Source organism: Corynebacterium casei LMG S-19264, assembly GCF_000550785.1.
In the GTDB taxonomy this organism is placed as follows: Bacteria; Actinomycetota; Actinomycetes; order Mycobacteriales; family Mycobacteriaceae; genus Corynebacterium; species Corynebacterium casei.
Genome location: NZ_CP004350.1, coordinates 913,515 through 934,385, shown reverse-complemented (window position 1 = coordinate 934,385; position 20,871 = coordinate 913,515). Strand labels below are relative to the sequence as shown.

Below are 20,871 nucleotides of genomic sequence, written 5' to 3'. Positions count from 1 at the left end.
TGTTCAGTGTGGCTACTCGGATTTAGATTTCCGGGTAGCCACATTTTTGATCACTGCATCGAGTACCAAGAATGCCACGAGGCTGATTCCGAACATTGGCGCCATGACACTGTACGCCAGCAGGAACACGATTGTGCCGGCCAGCAGCCCGGGCCGGGTGCGCCGCCACTGCGCCGCTGCCAGAAAGCGCCGACGCTTCCACCACACGCGGTAGCCCAAGAGAATAACGACAAGCAGCCCCAGCGCGATCACGCCCAGAACTAGCTGGTTAATCCACCCGAACAGCGTGCCCATGTGCAGCTGAATCAGCCAGGCGGAAAGCTTGGCTGCCAATGGCCAGTCGGCGTGGTCCACGCGGTCCACAATCTCCCCGGTCTCACCATCCACAGCAATCCCGTCATTGCTCAACTTCCACTCTTCGCGCATATCAGTCACAGTCCACGCCGCACCTTTTTCCGCGGGCGGCACAATCTCAATGATGCCGCTCAGCCCCGCCACACGTGCGGTGGCAGCAGCAGTATCGATGCTTTCTTGAGACGACACTTCCCTCCCTGAGATTCGTGGCCGTGATGCGCGTGCTCGTCGGTGTTCACGCTTGGTTGAGTCCAGTCCAACTCAGCACGCAGGTTGGCAATATTGCCGCCGGCCATAGATGACCACGTCAAGCCAGTAACGGTGAGGAAAAGGAAGCCCGGCAGCAGCCAGATGCCAAGCGCACTATGCAGACTGCGCTTCTTCTTTCGTTTCGCCCACCACAGCCAGCCACCGGCGAGCGCGAGGATGCCCAGCCAGGAGGCCGCAACCTCAGAGTAGATGCGTCCCGGTTCTCCCAACCACAGCTGGCGGTGGCCTTCAGAAATCTAGGTGCGCAGCGGCAGCGCGCGGGAAGAGCCGTACTGCACCAGGTCACCGGTGACTTCCAGAGCGGGATCATCGAATAGCACGCGCGTGGTCTTCGCTGGGTCTTCAAAGCTTTCCACCGCTGCAAGTTACAGGTCCGGGTGAACTGCCTGCGCCGCCTCTATTTGTTCTTCGAGCGGCTGCGCGGCTTCCGTGGAGCTCGCGGTAATGGCATCGCGATAAACAAAGTTCTCAAGGCTCGGCGCGAACGTGTAGAGAAATCCCGACAGCGCCGCAATCACCAGCAGCGGCGCCACGAATACGCCGGCCACAGAATGCAACCGATAGATAACGCCATAGGCGCCACCTGACTTCTTTGTTGGTGTAGAAATATTCACGCCTAATGAGTCTCAGCGCAATGCCTATAAGTTCCGCACTTATTTGGCGTGTTCGCCCCTTTTTAGCCCCTGAGAGAGTTCCGAAAATTTCGCAAAATCACGAAATTTTTAGTTAATCGGCAAAAGCGAAAGCTCCGACTTGTGTTCTTTTAAAGCGCAGACGATAGAAATTGTCGAAGGAACCGACCAGCAAAATCAAGCACGGTTTGCCACCCAGAAAGGCTACTCCACAATCACCCCAGAAGCCGCCAGAATCCCCAAAACGCTGTCGAACTAGTACTGTGACACTCAATTAGTGCATACATGACAACTTGTCCGAACGCTCTAGTAATCTATTCTCCTATGATGCGCGTTTGGCCAACAGTCGATGTACTTAAAACTCTCTACAAAGCAGACATGCTTTCTGCTCGAACAAAATCTGAATATGAAGCCGCTCGAAGAGTCTCCGACTTCGAACAAAAAGTGGGTCACCTCGTCCGTGCATTTGAATTCGCCATTTCCGATGAAGACCTCCTCGACGACGCTCGAAAAGGATTCCAGAGGGGAACTCTAGATTTACACAAGAGCACGTCATCTAAAGCTGGCACACCCGTTTATGAAGTGCGAAGTCGTACAGGAGCAGCTTGGAGAGGCGCCGTAATCTGTCCTGACGATGGTGCAGATGCCTGGCTCATTTATGCAGACCGCCATGATCGATTTCATAGCTCGGGACCCAACGCCATCGTTAAGGGATTAAGATCTGGAGCGCTGGGCCCGTCTCAGTTGGATCTACGTGTTAGGAAGATGGGCATTCAACGAGTAGCTGCGCAGTCGCTCCATCAACAGGTTCTGGATGCTGTAATTGACTCTTTGCAAGAAATTGCGATAGGCGCCAAAGGTTCTCAAATCTCGATGCCCGAAAAATCAGAATATAAAGATGCTGTCATCCACGTATCAGTAAACAAGATTGTCGACCAGGAGACAGACCCAACTGAGGCCCACGAAGACTTGAGCACCATCCGCCTCAAATTTCTAGATTCTTCGATGTCCTATCAGACTCGAAGCGAACTAATTCGACTAATTGCCGGTTTTCTACAGCCAGATGAGACCATGATCGAGTCTCTATACCTCAGGGACTTCACTCTCGATATTCTCGTCACGCAAGCAATGATCATGCAGTTGCTCGGGCTAGGCAAAGAACGCACCAAAGGTTTTGAGGCCATACCTCCTAAACCTAAAGTGCTCCACTACGGCTTCAAATCCTTGCTCACGGAAGCATACGTTCAGGGCTCTGCGGTACAAGCTGTTTGCGGTCAATGGTGGGTGCCAATCGGGGACGCTCAGACTCATCCAGATCTTCCCGTGTGTTCCAAGTGCGAGGCAGAAGAACCCTGGGCGCAGGCAATTTCAAATTTAAAGAAATCCGCCAACCCGAAAAGCTAGCGCGCATTCCCACGAGGCTAACCCTAAAGGCTTTCGAGTTCGCCAATCTCTTCCGGAGACAGCGGTTCTACAATCTCAGAATTCGATGAAGAAGCATGTAACGCATCAGCAGTAATTTGCTTACCCGCATCTCGGGCAGCCATAAAGACTCGAAGGTCGCTCATCTTAATCTTTCTGTGTTTCTGCGTTTCACCAACGCGGTGGAATGGTAGTTCTCCGGTGTCCATGAAAGACAATAGGTGAGGACGGCTCATATTCAAGAGTGAGGCGGCTTGATTTGGAGTGACTTCACCATCCGCTGCTAATACAGTGATGTCGATTCCGCGGTCCGTCGAAGCCAAAATGCGCTGTAGCAATTGCGCGATGCTCGAATCTTTTGGAGCATTAGCAATTAGCTCTTCCGCGAGCTCACGATCTCTTCCCGTGATTTCATTCTGACTAAATTGAGCAATCATAGCGTCGGACATGGTCACCTCCAGTTTCTATCTGTAATAACTGTAACGCCAGGCGGGTCGATTTGTAAACCGGATTGATCGTTTATCGGGGGTATTCGGGGGACGCTCCGTTGAAGACTTGCTTGAGTGCAACTGACCGAGTTCATCGCCACTGCTTTGCTGGAAGCCAGCAAAGTTACGCTCATAAGAAAGTAATTTCGCAAATTCGCGAAATTTCCCGGCCCATTGCCGGCCAGGTGCTCTAGTGAATCCTCAACACCACGGTCACTCACCAAACGAAACTACGGATTCTGCTGTTCGTCTGGAACGTTCGTATCATCGGTCAGTTCCTGATCTGACTCTTTGTCGGGATTGAGACCATAGATTATGGCGTGATCTACAACAGGTTTGCTTTCGATTGCTTTGGGAGCACTCTCTTCAGATTGCTTCTTGCTTCGCTTCTGTTTTATGGATTCAATCCACCGCGGCGCATTGTTCTTGACAACATAAGCCCCCTTAACGACACCAACAAGCGCAGCCGCAGCAGCAATCTGAACGAGTACCTCTCCGAGTGTTGGCGCATCCCCTGCTTCGCCGTCCCCGTCATCTAATGGTTCGGCCGGGTAGTCGAGCTCAAATTCAAGTGAAGAACCGACATAAGGGGCATAGTCCGAGTATTTATTTGTCGTAGTTGATCTGAAAGATAGCCCATCGATCGTCAGTTCTCCAGAATCTAACTTCGCCTGGGTTTCGGGGCTGATGTTGAAGTCGCCTAAACTCATCATTTCTCCAAAGGTCTCAGTCTTTAATGAGAATCTTAAACCACCAAGGAAGTTAGATTAGCAAGTTTCAATTGCGAACTATCCAATGGAGTTTTCGCAACGAAATAAGCTCCGGCCAGCGCAGATTTTCCTGCGCGGACCGGAGCTTGGAAGTGCTTCTACGAATTAGAGATTAGAAGAAACGTGGCAGCTCAACGTTGAACTGCTCAGCGATTGCACGTGCCTGTGGGGTCTGGGAAGCAAATGCAGCAGCGCCGCCAGCCAGAGCAGCAACAGAGCCGATGACGTAGACGTAGGTCAGCTTGTCAAAGTCATTTGCGTTGTCGAAGTCCTTGGAAGAACCCCAAACGTTGAGCTGGGACTCGGTTGCGTTGGAGCTCTCAGCAACGGTGGAAGATCCGGAAGAACCAACGGCAGAGCCCTCTGCGGATCCCTGTGCGAAAGCAGGAGTAGCGGAGAAAGCAACCGCAGCAGCGGTGGTTGCAGCGATCAGGGAAGTACGAATGGAACGCATATTACAAATCTTTCCTTATGTAGGGTTTTCTTTTACAACCCGCCTCGTCCTTGCAGAACTGCAGCAGGCACGATCAATACCCTAACAGAGAAAGTGCACTACGGTGGCGAAAACACGCTAATATTATGCAGTGGTGGCGGCGCGCTTAGCCGCAGCACGCTTCGCGGCAACCTTGGCAACAATGCGGTCAATTCGCTCGCGCTCCTCCAAAAATGCTGGCGGGTTATGCCCACGCATGGTGCGCACATACGCCGGGTGGGAATCCACCACGGTACGGTGCCAGCCGTGGGCAGCAGCCACAACCTGCTTGCCGGTGCGGTTATACAGCTGAGGCAAAGACACCATGTCCAGATTTCGCGCCACGGCATCGGTCTGATTCAGCACGTATTCCACCACGTCACGCAGGTAATCCACGGTCGCAGCGGTACGGTCCTGCAATGCAGCAGCCAACTGGTGCACTGCTACCGGCGGGCCATCAATTGGATAATCCGCTTCGAGTGTGCGCGCATTGAATGCGTGCGGTGCTTCCACGTCATTGTGACCCGATGCAGCTGCAGAGATGGTGCCTGAGCGCAGACCCGAAATCAGTGCTTGGCGCAAGCCAATGAGCTCACCCACGCAGCGACCCGAATCTACGCGAGCATCCTCCACAATATCGCCGATTTCAGCCAGGCAGTCCAGTGCCAAGTCTGCGTCCCAGTCTTCAATCGCCTCAATGAGGTTCTCAATGTACTGAGCTACTTCATCCCCGATGTTGTAGATCTCTTGGGTTAGTTCGCGGTGCCGAAGCTCGGCGGCAATCTTGTGCATTGGCTCGGCCTACCTTTCCGCAATGTACGCCCAATAGTTGATCTCAAGCCATTTGACTTGACCCTCAAGTTGAACTTGAGGGTGATGGTTAACGCGACTGACTTTATTCCAAATCCTGACGGATTTCTGTTAGACACTCCGAAAATTCACAGCCAACATCTTTTGCGGGGGATCAGCGGGTGTAGAGGTGATCAATCGCGTGCGCGTAGCGTTGCGCCACCACGTTGCGCTTGACCTTGAGCGTTGGGGTGAGCTCATTTTCTTCTTCAGTCAGATCAGTTTCTAGGATGTAGAACTTCTTGATTCCCTCCGCGTGCGACACGGTGGCGTTGACATCATTGACGGCATCTTGGATTTCCGCGCGCAGCTGCGGGTCAGTAGCCATGTCCTTGATCTGACGGTTTTCCGGAATGTTGTGGGTCAGCTTCCAACGCTTTAGCGCATCCGGATCCAACGTCACCAGCATGCCGACGAATGGCTTGCCATCACCGACCACCATGGCCTGGGACACCAGTGGGTGCGCGCGCAGGATATCTTCCATTGGGCCAGGAGAAACATTCTTGCCACCGGCGGTAACAATCAGATCCTTCTTGCGGCCTGTAATCATCAACTTGCCGTTGGCCAGAATCTCACCCAAGTCACCGGTGTTGTACCACTCGCCTTCCATGGATTCTTGGGTGGCTTCGTCATTGTTCCAGTAGCCAGCGAACACGGTTGGGCCCTTCACCATAATCTCGCCGTCTTCATTGGTGCGAATGGTCATGCCGCCAATCGGTGGGCCGACGGTACCAATCTGCTGGTCATCAAAGTCCACCGCAGCAGCCGCTGCTACCTCAGTCAGGCCATAGCCTTCATAAACCGGCACGCCGATGCCGCGGAACCAGTGCAACAGGTCCTGGCTCATGGCCGAGCCACCAGTAATGCAGTAGTGCACCGAGCCGCCCACGCCATCACGAATCTTGGAGTACACCAGACGGTCAAACAGGCGGTGCTTCGTCTTTTGCACGCGGTTTGGACCTTCTGGAGTATCCAACGCCTTGGAGTATTCAATGGCAGTTTGCTCGGCTTGCTCGAAAATGCCGCGCTTGAAAGCGGAGCCATCGGCAGCCTTTTGCGCCGCGGAGTTACGCACCTTTTCAAACACGCGAGGCACTCCCAGAATTAGGTTCGGGCGGGAGCGCTGGAATTCCATCGACAGCGTAGAGAAATCCGACCAGTGGTTCTGCGTCGCGCCACCAATCGCCACCGCCAGAGATACCGCGCGGGAGAACACATGCGCCATCGGCAGGAAGGTCAGTACGCGCGAGCCCGGCACGGCAATCGCGCCAATAGGATTGGTCAACAGCCCGCGCGCCTCAGCCAGCCAGTTCGCGTGGGTCAAAATGCAGCCCTTGGGCTTACCGGTGGTGCCGGAGGTATAGACCAAAGACGCCAAGTCATCAGAAGAGGTCGCCGCAATACGCGCCTGAACTTCCTCATCCTTTAAGGAACGTCCCTCAAACTTCAAAGTGTCCACCGCCGAGGAATTAATCTCCAGGATGCGGCGCAGCTTAGAAGTCGAGCCAGAAAGAACTGGATTGCCCGAGGCATCGACAAGCAAATGCTGCACTAACTCGGTGTGGTCCTTGCTCTCTGTAATGGCTAAGACCGCACCTGAATCCTCGGTCATCCAGCGAACCTGTGACAGTGAAGAAGAAGGATAAACCGGAACCGACACCGCACCTGCGGCCCAAATAGCAAAGTCCAACAATGACCACTCATAGCGGGTCTCCGAGATAATAATGACCCGATCACCCTGGTTCACGCCCGCGGCGATGATGCCCTTAGCAACATCGAATACCTCACGGATGAACTCTTTGGCTGTAACATTAACCCACTCATAATTTGCCGGGCGGGTAAACATCACGCCATGTGGACGCGCTTTCGCCGTGTCCATCAGCGCGGTTAGACAGGTTTCATTAGGGAGGATTTCAAATTCTGCGGGAGTATGGGTTTCTTGCAGGGGCATGCGTTGACGGCCTTCCATATGGCTTCACAAGGAAAATAACTCTTCCCAGCTTATCAATGCATCTTGTGTGGCAGAATAGCTTGGTGTGACATACCGCCAGTTATTGGAAGAACTCGCGAGCAACCACGACATTTCCGTCGGCTATTTTTCTCAAGGTGGCCAGTGGATTGACGTTTCGGATGCCACGCTGGAGTACACTCTTCGCGCTTTGGACGTGAACTTATCCGCCGAACCGGATGAGGACGAGCTTACTAACCGTTTGTATTTGGACTATCTTGCGCGCTCCTCGCGCCCACTACCTTCTGCGGTAGTGGCGCCGTCAGGTACGGAGAAGTCCTTCAATGTGCATGTTCATGACGGCGCTTCGGCCCTTGTGCACGTTGCACTCGAGGATGGCAGTGAGCGAGAGGTCTATCAAGACGCCAACGACTCTGCCGCAGTGACTGTCGATGACACGTTGTGGGGCGAGGCCACCTTCCACATCCCGGGTGACCTGCCGTTGGGCTTTCATCAACTGGTGCTGCGCTCTGATGGCTTTGAGCGCGAGTACACCTGCCCGCTGATTATTACCCCGCAGCGTTTGAGCACCGCCGATAAGTTCGTGGACTCCCCTGTCTCCGGCGTGATGGCGCAGCTATATTCCGTGCGCTCTCAGAAATCCTGGGGCATGGGCGATTTCGGGGACTTGGGGGAGCTGGCCGAAGTTGCTGCGCGTGAGGCGGGCGCCGACTTCCTGCTGATTAACCCGCTGCACGCGGCTGAGCCAGAACCACCTGTGGAAGATTCTCCATATCTGCCTACGACCAGGCGTTTTATCAACCCCATCTACCTGCGCATTGAAGACATCCCCGAGCTTGAGCTTCTCGATGCCGACCTGCGCGCAGACGTCGAAGAGATCGCCGCCGAGTTCCGTGGGCGCAACCGGAGCGCGGAACCGATTGAACGCAACCCTATCTTTGAAGCCAAACTGGCGGTGCTGCGTGAGCTTTTTGCTCTCCAGCACACTGAAGCGCGCCAAAAGAAATTTAAGGATTTTACCCGTCGCGAAGGCGAGGGCCTTGCCCGCTTCGCGCAGTGGTGCGCGCGCAAGGAAGCACTATCCGGGCACCACGCCGCCGATGATGAGGAAGAACAAGCTAACTCCGTGGCCTTTTATTCCTGGCTGCAGTTTCTTTGCGATGAACAGCTCGGCGCCGCACACCAACGCGCCCTTGATGCCGGGATGAAGATTGGCATCATCACTGACCTGGCCGTGGGCGTGCACCCAGGTGGTGCCGATGCGGAAATTCTCAGCGAATACCTCACGCCACAAGCCTCCGTTGGCGCGCCACCAGATGATTACAACCAGCAAGGCCAAGACTGGTCCCAACCGCCATGGAACCCAGTGCACCTGGCGGAGGCTGGCTACCAACCATGGCGGGACATGCTGGCTACGGTACTGCGCAATTCCGGCGGTGTCCGCGTCGATCACATTCTGGGATTATTCCGCCTGTTCTGGATTCCGCGCATGTCTCCGCCAACCACCGGTACTTATGTGGCCTATGACTTTGAGGCCATGCTGGGCATCCTGGCGCTCGAAGCCGAACGCGCCGGCGCCGTGGTGATTGGTGAGGATCTGGGCACCATGGAACCCTGGATTCAGGGCACGTTGAGTGACAAGGGCTTTATGGGCACTTCCATCGTGTGGTTTGAACGCGAGGACAACGGCGCTCCCCTAGCTCAGGACCAATACCGCCCGCTCGCCATGTCTTCTGTGGGCACGCACGACCTGCCGCCAACTTTGGCTTATCTTGGCGGTGAACACATCACGTTGCGCGACCGCCTCGGTCTCTTCACCCGCCCGGCGGAAGAAGAAGCAGCCGAAGACATGGCATTCCAGGCACAAGTCCTCCACCTCCTCTCTGAGACCGGTTTGCTCCCTGAACGCGACTTCGCCAACCTCTCGCGCGCAGATCGCGGCAACCCCACCCAACTTATGGGTGCCCTGCACGCGTTTATTGCCGGTACTCCATCAGCTCTCACCTGCACCAACCTTGTGGACATGGTGGGCGATATCCGCGCACAAAACCAGCCGGGCACCACCAGCGACCTCTACCCCAACTGGTGCATCCCGCTGTGTGATTCAGCGGGCAAGCCCGTACTCATTGAAGACTTGGCCAAGAATTCCCTGTTCAAAGCCATCGCCGCGACTAGTAAAAGAGGCCCCACAGCGCTGCGAGGAGAATAAGTACGAACATCGCGCGCAGGGTAACCTTCACCCACGACTTCGGCAGCGCGCGTTTGCGTTTGACCACCGGCACTGGCGGTGCTGGCTCCGGCACAGCGTCGGCTACTTCTTCACGCTCGGGGTCGCGCTCCGGGTCCCACAGACCCTCCCGCGGGTCATAGCTTGGGTCCAGGTTAAACGGCTGAACGTCGTCAAAACCCACGCGCTCTGATTCTGAGTTCTTGGCGGTGGCGTTGTCGGGATTGGGTTCTGGCGTTGACACAGTGCTCTATCTTAGCTGTTGGGGGAAGAAACGGACGAAACCGTGCGCTGCCACCCACGCTTAACCCACTGGGTGAGCAGGTCAATGACAAGCATCAACACCCATGCCAGCACGATCATGGCCGGCACACCCACCACAATGATGGTGCCCATCTGCTGCCACACCGGAGCCGTCGCAAACGGCTGGGTGAGCGCATCGCTAAATTCCACAAACCAATCCATTGCGATTGATAATAACTTAAGCCTGGCCATTAACCGCTAAACTGCATAACCATGTCTACTGTGCTCGCTCATGCTCCAGCTGGAATTTTCAAAGGCTTAAGCCGTGATGGCGTCAACTACTTCCACTCCCTCGATTTTGTGGATCTTCCCTCCCGCTTCGCCCCAGCGCAGCCAGTGCAATTCACCCCTGAGCGCGTCATTGATGCCACCATCAAACGCCCCGAAGCCATCGCTTTGTCCATCACCACGCCAGACGATGCCCGCCCGGGCGCTGACTACCCAGTGCTGGTCTATATTCACGGCGGCCGTTTTGAGTCCGGCACCCACGAAGACCCGCGCGCGGAAGGCACCGCGAATGCCCACCAAGGTGTAGTCCAGGTGCAGCTGGGCTACCGCGTCGGGTTTGAGGGACTCGCACAATTCAAGGGCGATGAGCCACATTCCTACCGCGGCATCGATGACTGCCAGATGGGTCTGGAATGGATTCAGAAAAACATCGAAGCTTTCGGCGGCGACCCCACCAATGTCACCGTTGTTGGCCAGTCCGCCGGTGCGACCACCGCGCTGTGGCTGATGCGCAAAGACCACTACCGCGGCAGCTTCCGCCGCGTCATTGCCATTTCCCCGTGCTACCCGCGTCATTCTTTCTCCCAACGCAAAGGCACGCTGCGCACTTTCTTTGGCAAGCCCATCACCCGTGAGGCTTTTGAGAAGGCCTCTCCAAAACGCCTTGCCCGCACCTTCAAGCTTTTCCGCACGCGCTATCTACTGGACATGGCGCTGGGCCCTGCACCTTTCGATCCCAATGAGCTTGCTGATGTCCCAGTGCTCCTAGCCTCCACCCGTGACGAGTTCTACCACGACATCGGCGGCAAATGGGCCGATAATCTGAAAGATGGCTGGTTCAAACGCTGGATCATCAAGAAGGCCATCATCTTGATGGGCATGCGCAAAGAGTCCTATGACCTGTGGAAGTATGAGGCTGAAAAGATCGACCCAGACCGCATCATGGGCCGCAGCATCGGCGATACCCAAATCCGCCGCTGGGTCGCATGGGCCGGTGATGCCGCTCAAGGCCAGACCTGGATGCTGGAATTTACCAAGTCCACCAAGCCAGCGCTGCACTGCGATGAACTGCGCTACCTCTTCGGCGTACACGGCGTTGACATCCGCGATGAAAAGAAGGCGGAGACCTCCCGCAAGCTCAACAACTGGGTCCAGTCCTTCATCAAAACCGGCAAACCAGAAGGCCTTCCGCCCTACCGCGCCACGTCCGAAGAGGACAAGCGCACAGTGATGACCTTCAACCTCGAAACCGGCGAGCAAAAGCTTGAAAAAGGCACGCTGGATTACCTCTACAACGCATACCCCATGAATGTTGAGGAAATAGACCGCAATTAGCACTTGCCGATGAGAACCTGAGCGCACACTGCGCTTGGGTTCTTTTGTCTTACACGGTCATACTGCATGAACGCAGGGCGTCGAAACTTTGATAACGAAACGGTTTCGATTGTTTGTTCGACTGGATTTGTGGTGTCCGGTGCTCGTATTATGGTTATAGAAAACCAGTTCTAAACAGATGAGAAAGTTATGAGCACACCCTTTTATGCAGTTTGTAACCATAATAAACCGTTAGCCCAACTCTATTTATCCACCCGCCGCGCAGAATACGCCGCGTGGTTAAAGCTAATTCCAGCGTTAGAAGAAGATTTCGAACTCGTGACCGAACAGTGCGCCCGGCACTGCGGTCAAAGCCCGAACACGGTCACTAAAACACTGTTGGCATTGCAGCGTTTAACGCGTGAGCTACCACAGTTATATGCGGTGCTTGAACAGCACTGGCATCTGGATTTCCCACGTATCGTCGCTATCGATACCGCGATGTCCAAACTGGGGCCGGATGCTGGGGAAGAGGTTATTTCTGAGATTGATGCCAAAATAGCCCGGTATCTCACCCCACGTATCGAAAACCAGCAACTTCCCACCCCAGACCGTATCGCCCAACGTGTGCGCCAGTTAGTTAACGAGTTTGATGACCGGATACCGGTTAAAGATCCACGACCCCAGCGCCGCGCGGTGAAAAGCAAACTCACCGCTAACTCGTCCTCATTGGCGGTCGAAGCACCGCATGATGAGATTCAAAAAGCAGAAGACTGTATTAAAGCCACCGCCACCGCACTCGGTATTTCCCGTGCCGAAGCCATGCTCCAGGTCTTAAGCGGTGACTACCCGGCCAAGGATGCGGTGACCAAGCTGGTGTTGTTTACCGCGAAAGACATCGAGAACGCACCAGCCTATTTACAAGGTGTTGGTTGGGTGGGCCCTGAAACCGTGGAAAAGCTCCGCGAAGGCGCTACCTTCATCGACGCGGATGAGGCTGCGCACGCTGAAACCGCAAGCTATCAGCCCACCGATGCAATACGTACGTTTGTCGAAGGTCGTGATGGGACCTGTCGTTGGCCAGGCTGCAATGTTGCCGCACACAACTGCCAACTCGATCACCGCCACAACTATGCAGAAGGCGGACCCACCTCACCAGCAAACCTGTTTGCACTGTGTCAGCACCACCACAACATTAAGACTGATACCCGCGCGATGTACATCGTCGACCCGATATCGGATGTTGTCTACTGGTTGTTTGAAGACGGCTCCTGGGTCTCAGATACCGCACAAGACGGTCCGATCGGTACCGGTGCAAAGCGCTGGCTGCAGACCTTCGAGCAAAAAATTGCCGCACGGCGCAAAAACGCGCAAGACAGAGCGCATGAGCTGGCCGATGATATCGATGAGTATTACACACAGCGCGCTGAAGCAGATAGGCGCGAGCAAGACCACCGCGACATTATCGATGAACTCTGGGTCGATGACGTGAAACTTGCTCAAGCGCTCATGCGCGAAGGAAACCTACACGGTAATAACCCACTACTGGCTAATGACAATGTGTTCATGCTGCTAGAAGCCATACACAAACTAGGCATCGACCTAGATGTCAGTGACGATATCGCACCATGGGCCCGGATCCAGAAGAAGAAACTCGAGCACGAACGTGAAGAAAACGAACGCCGAATACTAAAAGAAGCCGAAAAGCTCGCACAAGAACTCGCCTACAAAATCACGAAACAAAAAGAACAAGAAGAAACCGAGCAAACAGTCAAGACTCCCACCAGCCCAGAAGACCCACCGTTCTAAACCCCTTCAAGAAATTTCGCAAAAACACGAAATCTTTCCTAGGGCTAAGACGGAGTCAAGCGTCGGTCAAGAAAGCGTGGCAGTGAGCGCTTTCTGGAGTTCGTCGAATGCGAGCTCTTCCACCATCCATGGTGAGAATACGCCGGGAGCGGCCTTAACGGCGGCGATTACTTGGTCGATGTCGACCCAGAGTTGGGAATCAACTTCCGCGGGGTTGGGTTCGTACTCGGCACCGGATTTGAGGGTGGTGATGAAGACCGGGCAAATTTCATTTTCCACGATGCCAGAGGAATCCACGGCGCGGTAGGAGAAATCAGGCAGGACTTCTTGTGGTTCTTCGAGGTCAGCTGGGTTGATGCCCAGCTCAAACTCGGCGCGGCGCAGGACTGCTTCGGCGTTGGTTTCACCAGGTGCAGGGTGGCCGCAGAAAGAGTTGGTCCACACACCCGGCCAGGTCTGCTTGGTCAGTGCGCGGCGGGTGAGCAGCACCTGGCCATCGCGAACCAGCCAGGCAGAGAATGCAAAATGCAGAGGGGTGTTGGCGGTGTGCACCACCAGCTTGTTTTCAGTGCCGGCAGGTTGACCGTTTTCATCCGCGAGGATGACTACTTCTTCCATCATAGGTTCATGTCTCCTTCCCACACGACGTTGCCGATGCTCAAGCGCGCATTCCACAGGTTGCCCGGCGCGACATCGAAGCGGTATTGCAGGTTGGTGGTCGCGCCAGCACCGAGTGGGCGGTCCAGGCCAGGTGCCATCAGGTTGGTGTTGACCTCTGGGTCATAAGGCAAAAGGTCAATGCCGGTCCAGCCGCCGTTGCCGTCGGCGACTTCGAGGACGGGGTCGGAAATGGCATCGGCAGGCAAGGGCAAATCATTGTTGTTGCGAACCTTGATGGTTAATACGGAGCCGGTGATGTTGTCCTGGTGCACGCCTTGATTCCACCAGGTCACGCCGTAGCCTTCGTCCTCCACCGGGTTGGTCAAGTCACCGGTGACTAGCTCATCATCGGTGTCTTCCGGCTGGTATTGGGGAACTTCAGAAGTCTCCACCACCAGGTCCTCATCGGAGCCCAAGCCGGAGGGCTCAGGGTCAAAAAAGGAACAGCCCGCGAGGGCTACACCAGCGATGGAAATGCTGGCGATGGTGGATAAAACGGCGCGGGATGATGGCACTGGAGGACGTTTCCCTTCTGACATGACGCAAACTTCTTAAACCGCAGCTTAGTCTACCCACTCACAAACCAAGGCATCGATTGCGCAAAGATGGCATACTTTCCTGTCTGGATATCCCCATGTCTTAAATTAAATCTCTGGAGTATTAGTTCGTGAACTCTCTGGCCAAAATTTTGAAGAATGCGCAAGCATTGTGGCCCTTTTATGTTGGAGTTATTATCACCTCGGCCGTTGGTGCGGCCTTGGCGTTGGCTTCCCCTTTTCTTGTCCGCGAAGCGACGGACACCATTGTTGAATCCCTCGATGGCGGCTTGTCCGTTTCCACGGCGTTGGCTACCGTGTTGGGCTTTGCTTTGTTGCTTTTGCTTGCCGATGCCTTAAACGGCGTTGTTTCCAACGTCGGCGGCTACATCGGCGATGTGATGATTTCTCGCCTGCGGCAGATTCTGTCCACCCGCTATTATGCGAAGCTGCTGAGCTTGCCGCAGGGTTATTACGATAACCAGGTCACTGGCACCATCATTGCGCGCCTGGACCGCTCAATCATGTTCATCACGCAGTTTCTGCAGTCTTTCTCTAATAACTTCTTCACGATGATCATTCAGGTCGTCGCCATTTTGATCATCACGGCCTTCTATTACTGGCCGCTGGCCATCTTGTTGGCGATCTTGTTCCCCATTTACATGTGGCTGACGGCGCTGACTTCGAAGCGCTGGTTGAAGTTTGAGAAGACCAAGAACGAGCACATCGATGTTGCCAATGGCCGCTTTGCTGAGGTGGTTGGGCAGATGAAGGTGACCAAGTCCTTTGTGGCCGAAGTCCGGGAACTGGATGTCTTTTCCAAGCACTACGCAGGCTTTGTGGACACCACCCGCCCGCAGTCGCGTTGGTGGCACGTCATGGACACTTTCCGTTCCGTAGCGATGGCGGTTGTCTTCTTCGGTATCTACGCCGTGATTTTCTGGCGCACCTTAGAGGGGCATTTCTCCATCGGTGACATGGTCATGCTGATTCAGATGGTCACCATGGCTAAGCAGCCGGTGTTCATGATGAGCTGGATGGTTGATACTGCGCAGCGCGCCATCGGCGGCTCCCGCGAGTACTTCCAGGTCATGGAACAAGAAGTAGAACCCACCGTGGATAAGACCTTGGTGGAGGCAACCCGTGCAATCAATGAGCCACAGCTCAACACCACCCAGGTGAAGCCATTGCCATTGCCTGCCGATGCCTCCTCGCCGATCTTCTCCTTCGACGATGTCACCTTCGCCTATGAAGAAGACAAGCCCGTGATTAAGGGCGTGAGCTTTAACGCGCGCAAGGGCGAAAAGGTGGCTTTGGTGGGTGAGTCCGGCGGCGGCAAGTCCACGCTGGTCAACCTCATGTTGGGCTTGTACCACCCAAGCCACGGCACCTTGAATGTGCTGGGGCACGATGCGAGTGAGCTGACGGCTGCGCGCCTGCGTGCCTCAGTCGGCGTGGTCTTCCAGGAGGCGTTCTTGTTCTCTGGTTCTATTCGCGAAAACATTGCCTACGGCAAGCCGGGTGCGAGCGATGAAGAGATTATCGAGGTTGCCAAACGCGCCAATGCCCACGAATTTATTCAGGCCTTCCCTAATGGTTATGAGACCGTCATTGGTGAGCGTGGTCTGCGCCTGTCTGGCGGGCAGAAACAGCGCGTGGCAGTAGCGCGCGTGATGCTTAAAGACGCCCCAATCCTGGTGCTCGATGAGGCTACCTCTGCGTTGGATACCAAGTCTGAACGTGCAGTTCAGGCTGGTCTGGAAGAGCTCATGAAAGACCGCACCACGCTGATCATTGCCCACCGCCTGTCCACCATTGCGAACGTGGACACCATTATCACCTTGGACAAGGGCGTGGTGGATGAGAAGGGATCGCCGGAGTATCTGTCCACCACCGGCGGTATTTATGCGCAGTTGCTCAAGCTCACCGCCTCGACATCGGCAGCCGACCGCGCCAGGTTGAAGAAGTTCGGCTTCTCCCGTGAGTCTGAGACGAGAGACGAAGAAGTAGAGCACGAGGACTAAGCTGCGCGCGGGAGTACTAGGGTAGAAATCATGAAGTTTCCTACTCAAGATGAATTACGTGCCCGATTTACCCGCAAGTGGACTCAATTTGAGCCCGATGTACTCCCCCTGTTTATTGCGGAGTCTGACTTCCCCACCGCGCCGGCGGTGAAAAAGGTAATCCTGGATTACACCGAGCGTGAATGCTTCGGCTACAGCCCAGCGGCCAACGCTGTTGGTCTCGGTGAGGCGGTCGCTGATTTCCATGACGCTCGCTATGGCTGGCGTCCTGACGCTAAGAAGGTCTTCTGGATTGGTGACGTTGTCCGTGGCCTGCTGCTGGGAATCCAGTACTTCACTCGTCCTGATTCCCCAGTGGTTGTGCCGCTGCCGGCTTATCCACCATTCCTCGAGCTGCCTGAGACTGCTGGACGTGAGCGTATTGATGTCGGCATTAGCCCAGCCAACGGTGACTTGAAGGAAGGCGAAAAGCCGCGCTTAGACCTCGAGGCAATTGAAAAGGCGTTTGCGGAAGGCGCCGGCTCCATTCTGTTGGCAAATCCGTTCAACCCTTTGGGCTATGTCTTTGATGAAGAGCACTTGAGTGAGCTCGTTGCCCTCGCCGATAAATATGATGCCCGCATCCTATCTGATGAGATTCACGCGCCGTTGGTTTACGAGGGCCAGCACATCTCCATCGCGGGCCTATCAGAGACCGCGGCGCGCGTGACGATGACCGTGACTGCAACGTCCAAGGCATGGAACTTCGCTGGCCTCAAGTGCGCGCAGATTATCTTCTCCAATGACAAGGACGTAGAAATCTGGAACAGCTTGCCTCACGTTGCCCAAGACGGCGTGGGCACCCTGGGCATCATCGCCGCTGAAGCTGCATACCGCGACGGCATCTCCCACTTGGAAGAAGAAGTGGACTACCTGCGCGAGACCCGCGACTGGCTGGTAGAAGAGCTGCCAAAGCGCATTCCAGGGCTCATTACTTCCCGTCCTGATTCCACCTATCTGATGTGGCTGGACTTCCGGAACACCGCAATTGGGGACAAAGAATACCCAGCCGCGTGGCTCATCCAGCATGCGCGCGTGGCCTTCAATGAGGGCCTGACCTTCGGCGATATTGGCGCTGGTCAGGCTCGCCTGAACTTCGCTACCTCGCGGGAGATTCTGGAAGAGGCCATCGACCGCGTGGCCACTGCGATTGAAAAGGCATGAGATTAACAGCCCCCGTATTGCTATCTCACAGCACGGAATGTAATATCCCACACACTGGATAAGTGCAAGAAGCTGCGCTTATTAAATTCACTGTAACTTTCTACATTCCAAAGGACGGGCACTTCAATGTCAGACACCGTCGCATCACCCGCGAAGTCCAAGTCGGCTTCGCCGCTGATCACCATCCTCATTGCATCGCTGATGCTTTTCTCGATGTTCTTTGGTGCCGGCAACCTAATCTTCCCGCCCATGGTGGGCGTAAGCTCCGGCACCAACTTCTGGCCAGCCATCATCGGCTTCCTCATTGCCGGTGTGCTTCTGCCCGTCGCGGCGATTGTCTCCATTGCTATCTCTGGCTACAGCGTGCGTGACCTGGCCGGACGCGGTGGCCTCTTTTTCGGCATTGCATTCTCCGTCATGGCGTATCTGTCCATTGGTGCGTTCTACGCTTTGCCACGTACCGGTGCGGTTTCTATGGAAACCGCTATTACCCCACTGTTGGGCTGGGAAGGTACCGCTGCCAACGGCATTTTCAACGTCATCTTCTTCGGCATCGCCCTGGCGCTGTCCTGGAAGCCGAACAATGTCATTGACATCCTGGGCCGCTTCCTCACCCCAGCGCTGGTCATCTTGCTGATTGCCCTGATCACCCTAGCGGTGACCAATTATGAGCGTATTCCGGGCACTCCAACTGAGGCTTATGAGTCCAGCCCACTGGTAACCGGCCTGTTTGAGGGCTACAACACCATGGACGCCATCGCCGGTCTGGCGTTCGGTATCGTCATTATTTCTTCCCTGCGTGCTAAGGGCTTTGGCCGCGGCGGTACTCTGATTCGCTCCACCATCATCATTGGCATCATCGCTGGTACCTTGCTGGCTGCTATCTACCTGGGCCTGGGCTACATGGCGCAGACCGTCCCAGATGGCCAGTCTTATGAGTCCGGCGCTATCTTGCTCGCAGATTCCGCGAAGCTAACCATGGGCACCCCAGGCCAGACCGTCTTCTCCCTCATTGTCGTCCTGGCATGCTTGACCACCGCCGTTGGTTTGATCACCTCGACCTCCGAGTTCTTTAACTCCCTGGTTCCAAAGATCAGCTACCACGCTTGGGCAATCATCTTCACCGTGCTCTCCATCCTGATTGCTTTCCGTGGCCTAGATGCCGTGATGGCCGTTGCGGTTCCATTTATCGTCTTCCTGTACCCACCGGCAATCGCTCTGATTGTCATGACCTTGGTGCAGCCACTGGTGCGCAAGGTCGTTGGTTTCTACTGGGCCTACCGCCTTGCCTTGTGGGTATCTGTTTTGTGGTCCGCACTGACCACCATCTCCGCACAAGGTTGGGGAACAAATATCCTCGAACCGATGTTGAACCTATCGCCGGGTCAGGACCTGGATTTGGGCTGGATTACTCCAACGTTCATCGCATTCATCATCGGTGTCGTCATTGACGTCATTGCTAAGAATGCTGACCGTGAGGTTCAAAAGGCCAAGATCACTGACTAGTACTGAAGTCCCCAATCTCCTGCCCCGCAGCCTGGAAGTGAAATTCTAGATAGCGTGGCAGGAGATTTTGTTCTTGATATCCGTAAAAAGAGATTTGTTGGAGAAGAGTTAAAATGACAGAAGCAAAAAGCACCTCTCGCGCACACCTATCCGTTCTGGATTTCTGCACCATCTATGAAGGTGAAACCGAAACCGCTTCCATCGAGCACTCGGTGCAGCTGGCGCAACGCGCAGAGGAGCTGGGCTACTCCCGTATCTGGTACACCGAGCACCACAACATGCCATCGATTAGCTCTTCCAGCCCAGCCGTCTTGATTGCGCATATCGGCGCGAAGACCAACTCCATCCGCCTCGGTGCGGGTGGCATCATGTTGCCTAACCACTCCCCTTATGTAATCGCGGAGCAATTCGGCACCCTGGAGGAGATGTACCCAGACCGCATCGATCTGGGCCTGGGCCGCGCACCAGGCACCGATGCCCAGACTTTGGGCCGTGCACTGCGCCGTGATTTCAATGCGGCAGAGCGCTTCCCTGGAGACGTACGAGAGCTCGAAGCCTACTTGGCAGATAACTCCCCTATTCCGGGCGTCCAGGCGGTACCTGGCGCGGGCACCAATGTTCCGCTCTACATCCTTGGCTCCTCCATGTTCGGCGCTTCCTTGGCCGCAAAATACGGCATGCCTTATGCCTTCGCTTCGCACTTCGCACCAACCCATCTGGAGCAGGCCACTCAGTACTACCGTGAGAATTTCCAGCCATCGGCAACTTTGGATAAGCCTTATGTCATCGCGGGTGTCAATGTCACTGGCGCGAATACCAAGGAAGAAGCAGATGCTTTGTACGAAAAGGTCTGTTTTAACCGCATCAAGACCATGGTGGGCCGCGGGCGAATGCTCACCGATAACCAGGTGGAGCAACTCATCGGCTCCGCTCAAGGCCAGCAGATTCTAGATATGCTGCGCTACTCCGCCGTTGGCACGGAAACTGAGATTCGTGAATACCTGACTGATTTCCAAGAAATCTCCGGTGCGGACGAGCTCATGATTTCCGTGCAGGCAACCTCCCGTGAGACCACCCTGACTGGACTTGATGTCTTGGCGCGTGCGTGGGAGCTTGATCCAGCAATCGTTGCTGGCCGTCCGGGCGGCAACTAGACCTTTTGTTTATTCCCTGGAGACGGTGGCGAACTTTGCACACAAATTTTGAGGTTTCGCCACCCGAGGAATCAATTCCCGGCGCTGACCTGCTCGCTTATGGTGAATAAAATGAGCTAAAATTAGTGAGCTTTCACACAATGGGTCGGATAGATATTTTTAATATGTTTCTACCTATAGTTAGTCCGTGCATGAAACTACAGTGGATTAAATTCACGAAAGTGCCACAACCTGTAGATATGTCTACAAACCCCTCCCTCCCACGGGTTGAGATATAAACAAAAAGAAACTGAAAATTTCGGCCAGCAAAGCAGACATGTCCAATCTAGTAAACACTGCACCGATAAAGTTCAACGACAAATATATTTCCCCATCAAACTGCAACCATTAGCCACCATACGGTGATTGACCTCGGGCTTTTACGCCGCCACCATGCAAGGACAAGCCCAGCTGTCCCAAAGCCAATCAGAACAATTAACCTCAGCATGAGCTCAGCGCAGCCATAACAAGCTTGCAGTGAGAGAACCCATCCCTTAGTGTGAGTCGGATAGAAATTGACGTTGGCAGGCAACCTCCAGCACTTAAAGGTCTAGAAAACATTCAATGATCTGCTGGTGCTTTCCAGAGTTAATCGGAAGTTCCGATAAGGTGGATAAAGGAAGTTATAACCAACATCGAATT

General features: G+C 54.9%; 20 protein-coding genes. 8 read left to right on the top strand and 12 right to left on the bottom strand.

All coding sequences use genetic code 11. From position 1 onward, the window contains the following. Positions 1-12: 12 nt before the first annotated feature. From CCASEI_RS15595 to CCASEI_RS15410, 3 genes are all read right to left on the bottom strand, one after another. Positions 13-543 (bottom strand): PepSY domain-containing protein, encoded by a 531-nt coding sequence (locus CCASEI_RS15595; RefSeq protein WP_269843387.1) that lies wholly within the window; start codon positions 541-543, stop codon positions 13-15. Then, positions 486-833 (bottom strand): PepSY domain-containing protein, encoded by a 348-nt coding sequence (locus tag CCASEI_RS15590; RefSeq protein ID WP_025387258.1) that lies wholly within the window; start codon positions 831-833, stop codon positions 486-488. The genes CCASEI_RS15595 and CCASEI_RS15590 overlap by 58 nt, the downstream gene beginning before the upstream one ends. A gap of 156 nt (positions 834-989) precedes the next feature. Further along, the gene (locus tag CCASEI_RS15410; RefSeq protein WP_025387257.1) at positions 990-1,238 is read right to left on the bottom strand and encodes a PepSY domain-containing protein; all 249 of its coding nucleotides are present in this window, start codon (positions 1,236-1,238) and stop codon (positions 990-992) included. Between the two features lie 342 nt (positions 1,239-1,580). On the opposite strand from CCASEI_RS15410, the gene CCASEI_RS04440 reads away from it, so the two are divergent. Next, positions 1,581-2,660, top strand: coding sequence for a DUF3039 domain-containing protein (locus CCASEI_RS04440; RefSeq protein ID WP_169731174.1), 1,080 nt, complete (start codon positions 1,581-1,583; stop codon positions 2,658-2,660). A 23-nt stretch (positions 2,661-2,683) separates the two neighbouring features. Here the strand turns inward: CCASEI_RS04440 and CCASEI_RS14355 are convergent, their stop codons facing one another. The 5 genes from CCASEI_RS14355 to CCASEI_RS04415 form a co-directional block, all read right to left on the bottom strand. Further along, positions 2,684-3,127, bottom strand: coding sequence for a helix-turn-helix domain-containing protein (locus CCASEI_RS14355; RefSeq protein ID WP_006822340.1), 444 nt, complete (start codon positions 3,125-3,127; stop codon positions 2,684-2,686). Between the two features lie 269 nt (positions 3,128-3,396). Beyond that, positions 3,397-3,879 carry a hypothetical protein gene (locus CCASEI_RS04430; RefSeq protein ID WP_006822339.1) on the bottom strand — a complete coding sequence of 161 codons (483 nt, stop codon included), beginning with the start codon at positions 3,877-3,879 and terminating at the stop codon, positions 3,397-3,399. A gap of 169 nt (positions 3,880-4,048) precedes the next feature. Beyond that, entirely contained in the window at positions 4,049-4,390 is a 342-nt protein-coding gene (locus CCASEI_RS04425) for a hypothetical protein (RefSeq protein ID WP_025387254.1), read from the bottom strand. Between the two features lie 123 nt (positions 4,391-4,513). Then, positions 4,514-5,200 carry a hypothetical protein gene (locus CCASEI_RS04420; RefSeq protein WP_006822337.1) on the bottom strand — a complete coding sequence of 229 codons (687 nt, stop codon included), beginning with the start codon at positions 5,198-5,200 and terminating at the stop codon, positions 4,514-4,516. Positions 5,201-5,372: 172 nt separating this feature from the next. Then, positions 5,373-7,208 carry an AMP-dependent synthetase/ligase gene (locus CCASEI_RS04415; protein WP_025387253.1) on the bottom strand — a complete coding sequence of 612 codons (1,836 nt, stop codon included), beginning with the start codon at positions 7,206-7,208 and terminating at the stop codon, positions 5,373-5,375. Between the two features lie 85 nt (positions 7,209-7,293). Here CCASEI_RS04415 and malQ point away from each other — a divergent pair, with 85 nt between their 5' ends. After that, the gene (gene malQ / locus CCASEI_RS04410) at positions 7,294-9,435 is read left to right on the top strand and encodes a 4-alpha-glucanotransferase (RefSeq protein ID WP_025387252.1); all 2,142 of its coding nucleotides are present in this window, start codon (positions 7,294-7,296) and stop codon (positions 9,433-9,435) included. Here the strand turns inward: malQ and CCASEI_RS04405 are convergent. Together CCASEI_RS04405 and CCASEI_RS04400 are read right to left on the bottom strand one after the other, a co-directional pair. Then, the gene (locus CCASEI_RS04405; protein WP_025387251.1) at positions 9,398-9,697 is read right to left on the bottom strand and encodes a hypothetical protein; all 300 of its coding nucleotides are present in this window, start codon (positions 9,695-9,697) and stop codon (positions 9,398-9,400) included. The two genes, malQ and CCASEI_RS04405, sit on opposite strands and share 38 nt — an antisense overlap. Before the next feature lie 11 nt (positions 9,698-9,708). After that, complete coding sequence (locus CCASEI_RS04400; protein ID WP_006822333.1) at positions 9,709-9,918, bottom strand: hypothetical protein; 210 nt, start codon at positions 9,916-9,918, stop codon at positions 9,709-9,711. Positions 9,919-9,969: 51 nt separating this feature from the next. Here CCASEI_RS04400 and CCASEI_RS04395 point away from each other — a divergent pair, with 51 nt between their 5' ends. After that, positions 9,970-11,319 carry a carboxylesterase family protein gene (locus CCASEI_RS04395; RefSeq protein WP_025387250.1) on the top strand — a complete coding sequence of 450 codons (1,350 nt, stop codon included), beginning with the start codon at positions 9,970-9,972 and terminating at the stop codon, positions 11,317-11,319. A 318-nt stretch (positions 11,320-11,637) separates the two neighbouring features. Then, on the top strand, positions 11,638-13,107 hold the full coding sequence (locus tag CCASEI_RS04390; protein ID WP_225868441.1) for an HNH endonuclease signature motif containing protein: 1,470 nt from the start codon (positions 11,638-11,640) through the stop codon (positions 13,105-13,107). Positions 13,108-13,173: 66 nt separating this feature from the next. On the opposite strand, the gene idi is transcribed toward CCASEI_RS04390, so the two are convergent. Together idi and CCASEI_RS04380 are read right to left on the bottom strand one after the other, a co-directional pair. Beyond that, positions 13,174-13,725, bottom strand: coding sequence for an isopentenyl-diphosphate Delta-isomerase (gene idi / locus CCASEI_RS04385; protein ID WP_025387248.1), 552 nt, complete (start codon positions 13,723-13,725; stop codon positions 13,174-13,176). Beyond that, positions 13,725-14,306: a hypothetical protein gene (locus CCASEI_RS04380; RefSeq protein ID WP_006821387.1), complete on the bottom strand. Its 582-nt coding sequence runs from the start codon at positions 14,304-14,306 to the stop codon at positions 13,725-13,727. Before CCASEI_RS04380 ends, idi begins: the two co-directional genes overlap by 1 nt. Positions 14,307-14,434: 128 nt before the next feature. On the opposite strand from CCASEI_RS04380, the gene CCASEI_RS04375 reads away from it, so the two are divergent. From CCASEI_RS04375 to CCASEI_RS04360, 4 genes are all read left to right on the top strand, one after another. Beyond that, positions 14,435-16,327 carry an ABC transporter ATP-binding protein gene (locus tag CCASEI_RS04375; protein WP_025387247.1) on the top strand — a complete coding sequence of 631 codons (1,893 nt, stop codon included), beginning with the start codon at positions 14,435-14,437 and terminating at the stop codon, positions 16,325-16,327. A 30-nt stretch (positions 16,328-16,357) separates the two neighbouring features. Next, positions 16,358-17,530 (top strand): MalY/PatB family protein, encoded by a 1,173-nt coding sequence (locus CCASEI_RS04370; protein WP_006821385.1) that lies wholly within the window; start codon positions 16,358-16,360, stop codon positions 17,528-17,530. Between the two features lie 126 nt (positions 17,531-17,656). Further along, positions 17,657-19,036: a branched-chain amino acid transport system II carrier protein gene (gene brnQ, locus CCASEI_RS04365; protein ID WP_006821384.1), complete on the top strand. Its 1,380-nt coding sequence runs from the start codon at positions 17,657-17,659 to the stop codon at positions 19,034-19,036. Positions 19,037-19,149: 113 nt separating this feature from the next. Further along, positions 19,150-20,190 carry an LLM class flavin-dependent oxidoreductase gene (locus CCASEI_RS04360; RefSeq protein WP_025387246.1) on the top strand — a complete coding sequence of 347 codons (1,041 nt, stop codon included), beginning with the start codon at positions 19,150-19,152 and terminating at the stop codon, positions 20,188-20,190. The last annotated feature ends 681 nt before the right edge of the window (positions 20,191-20,871 follow it).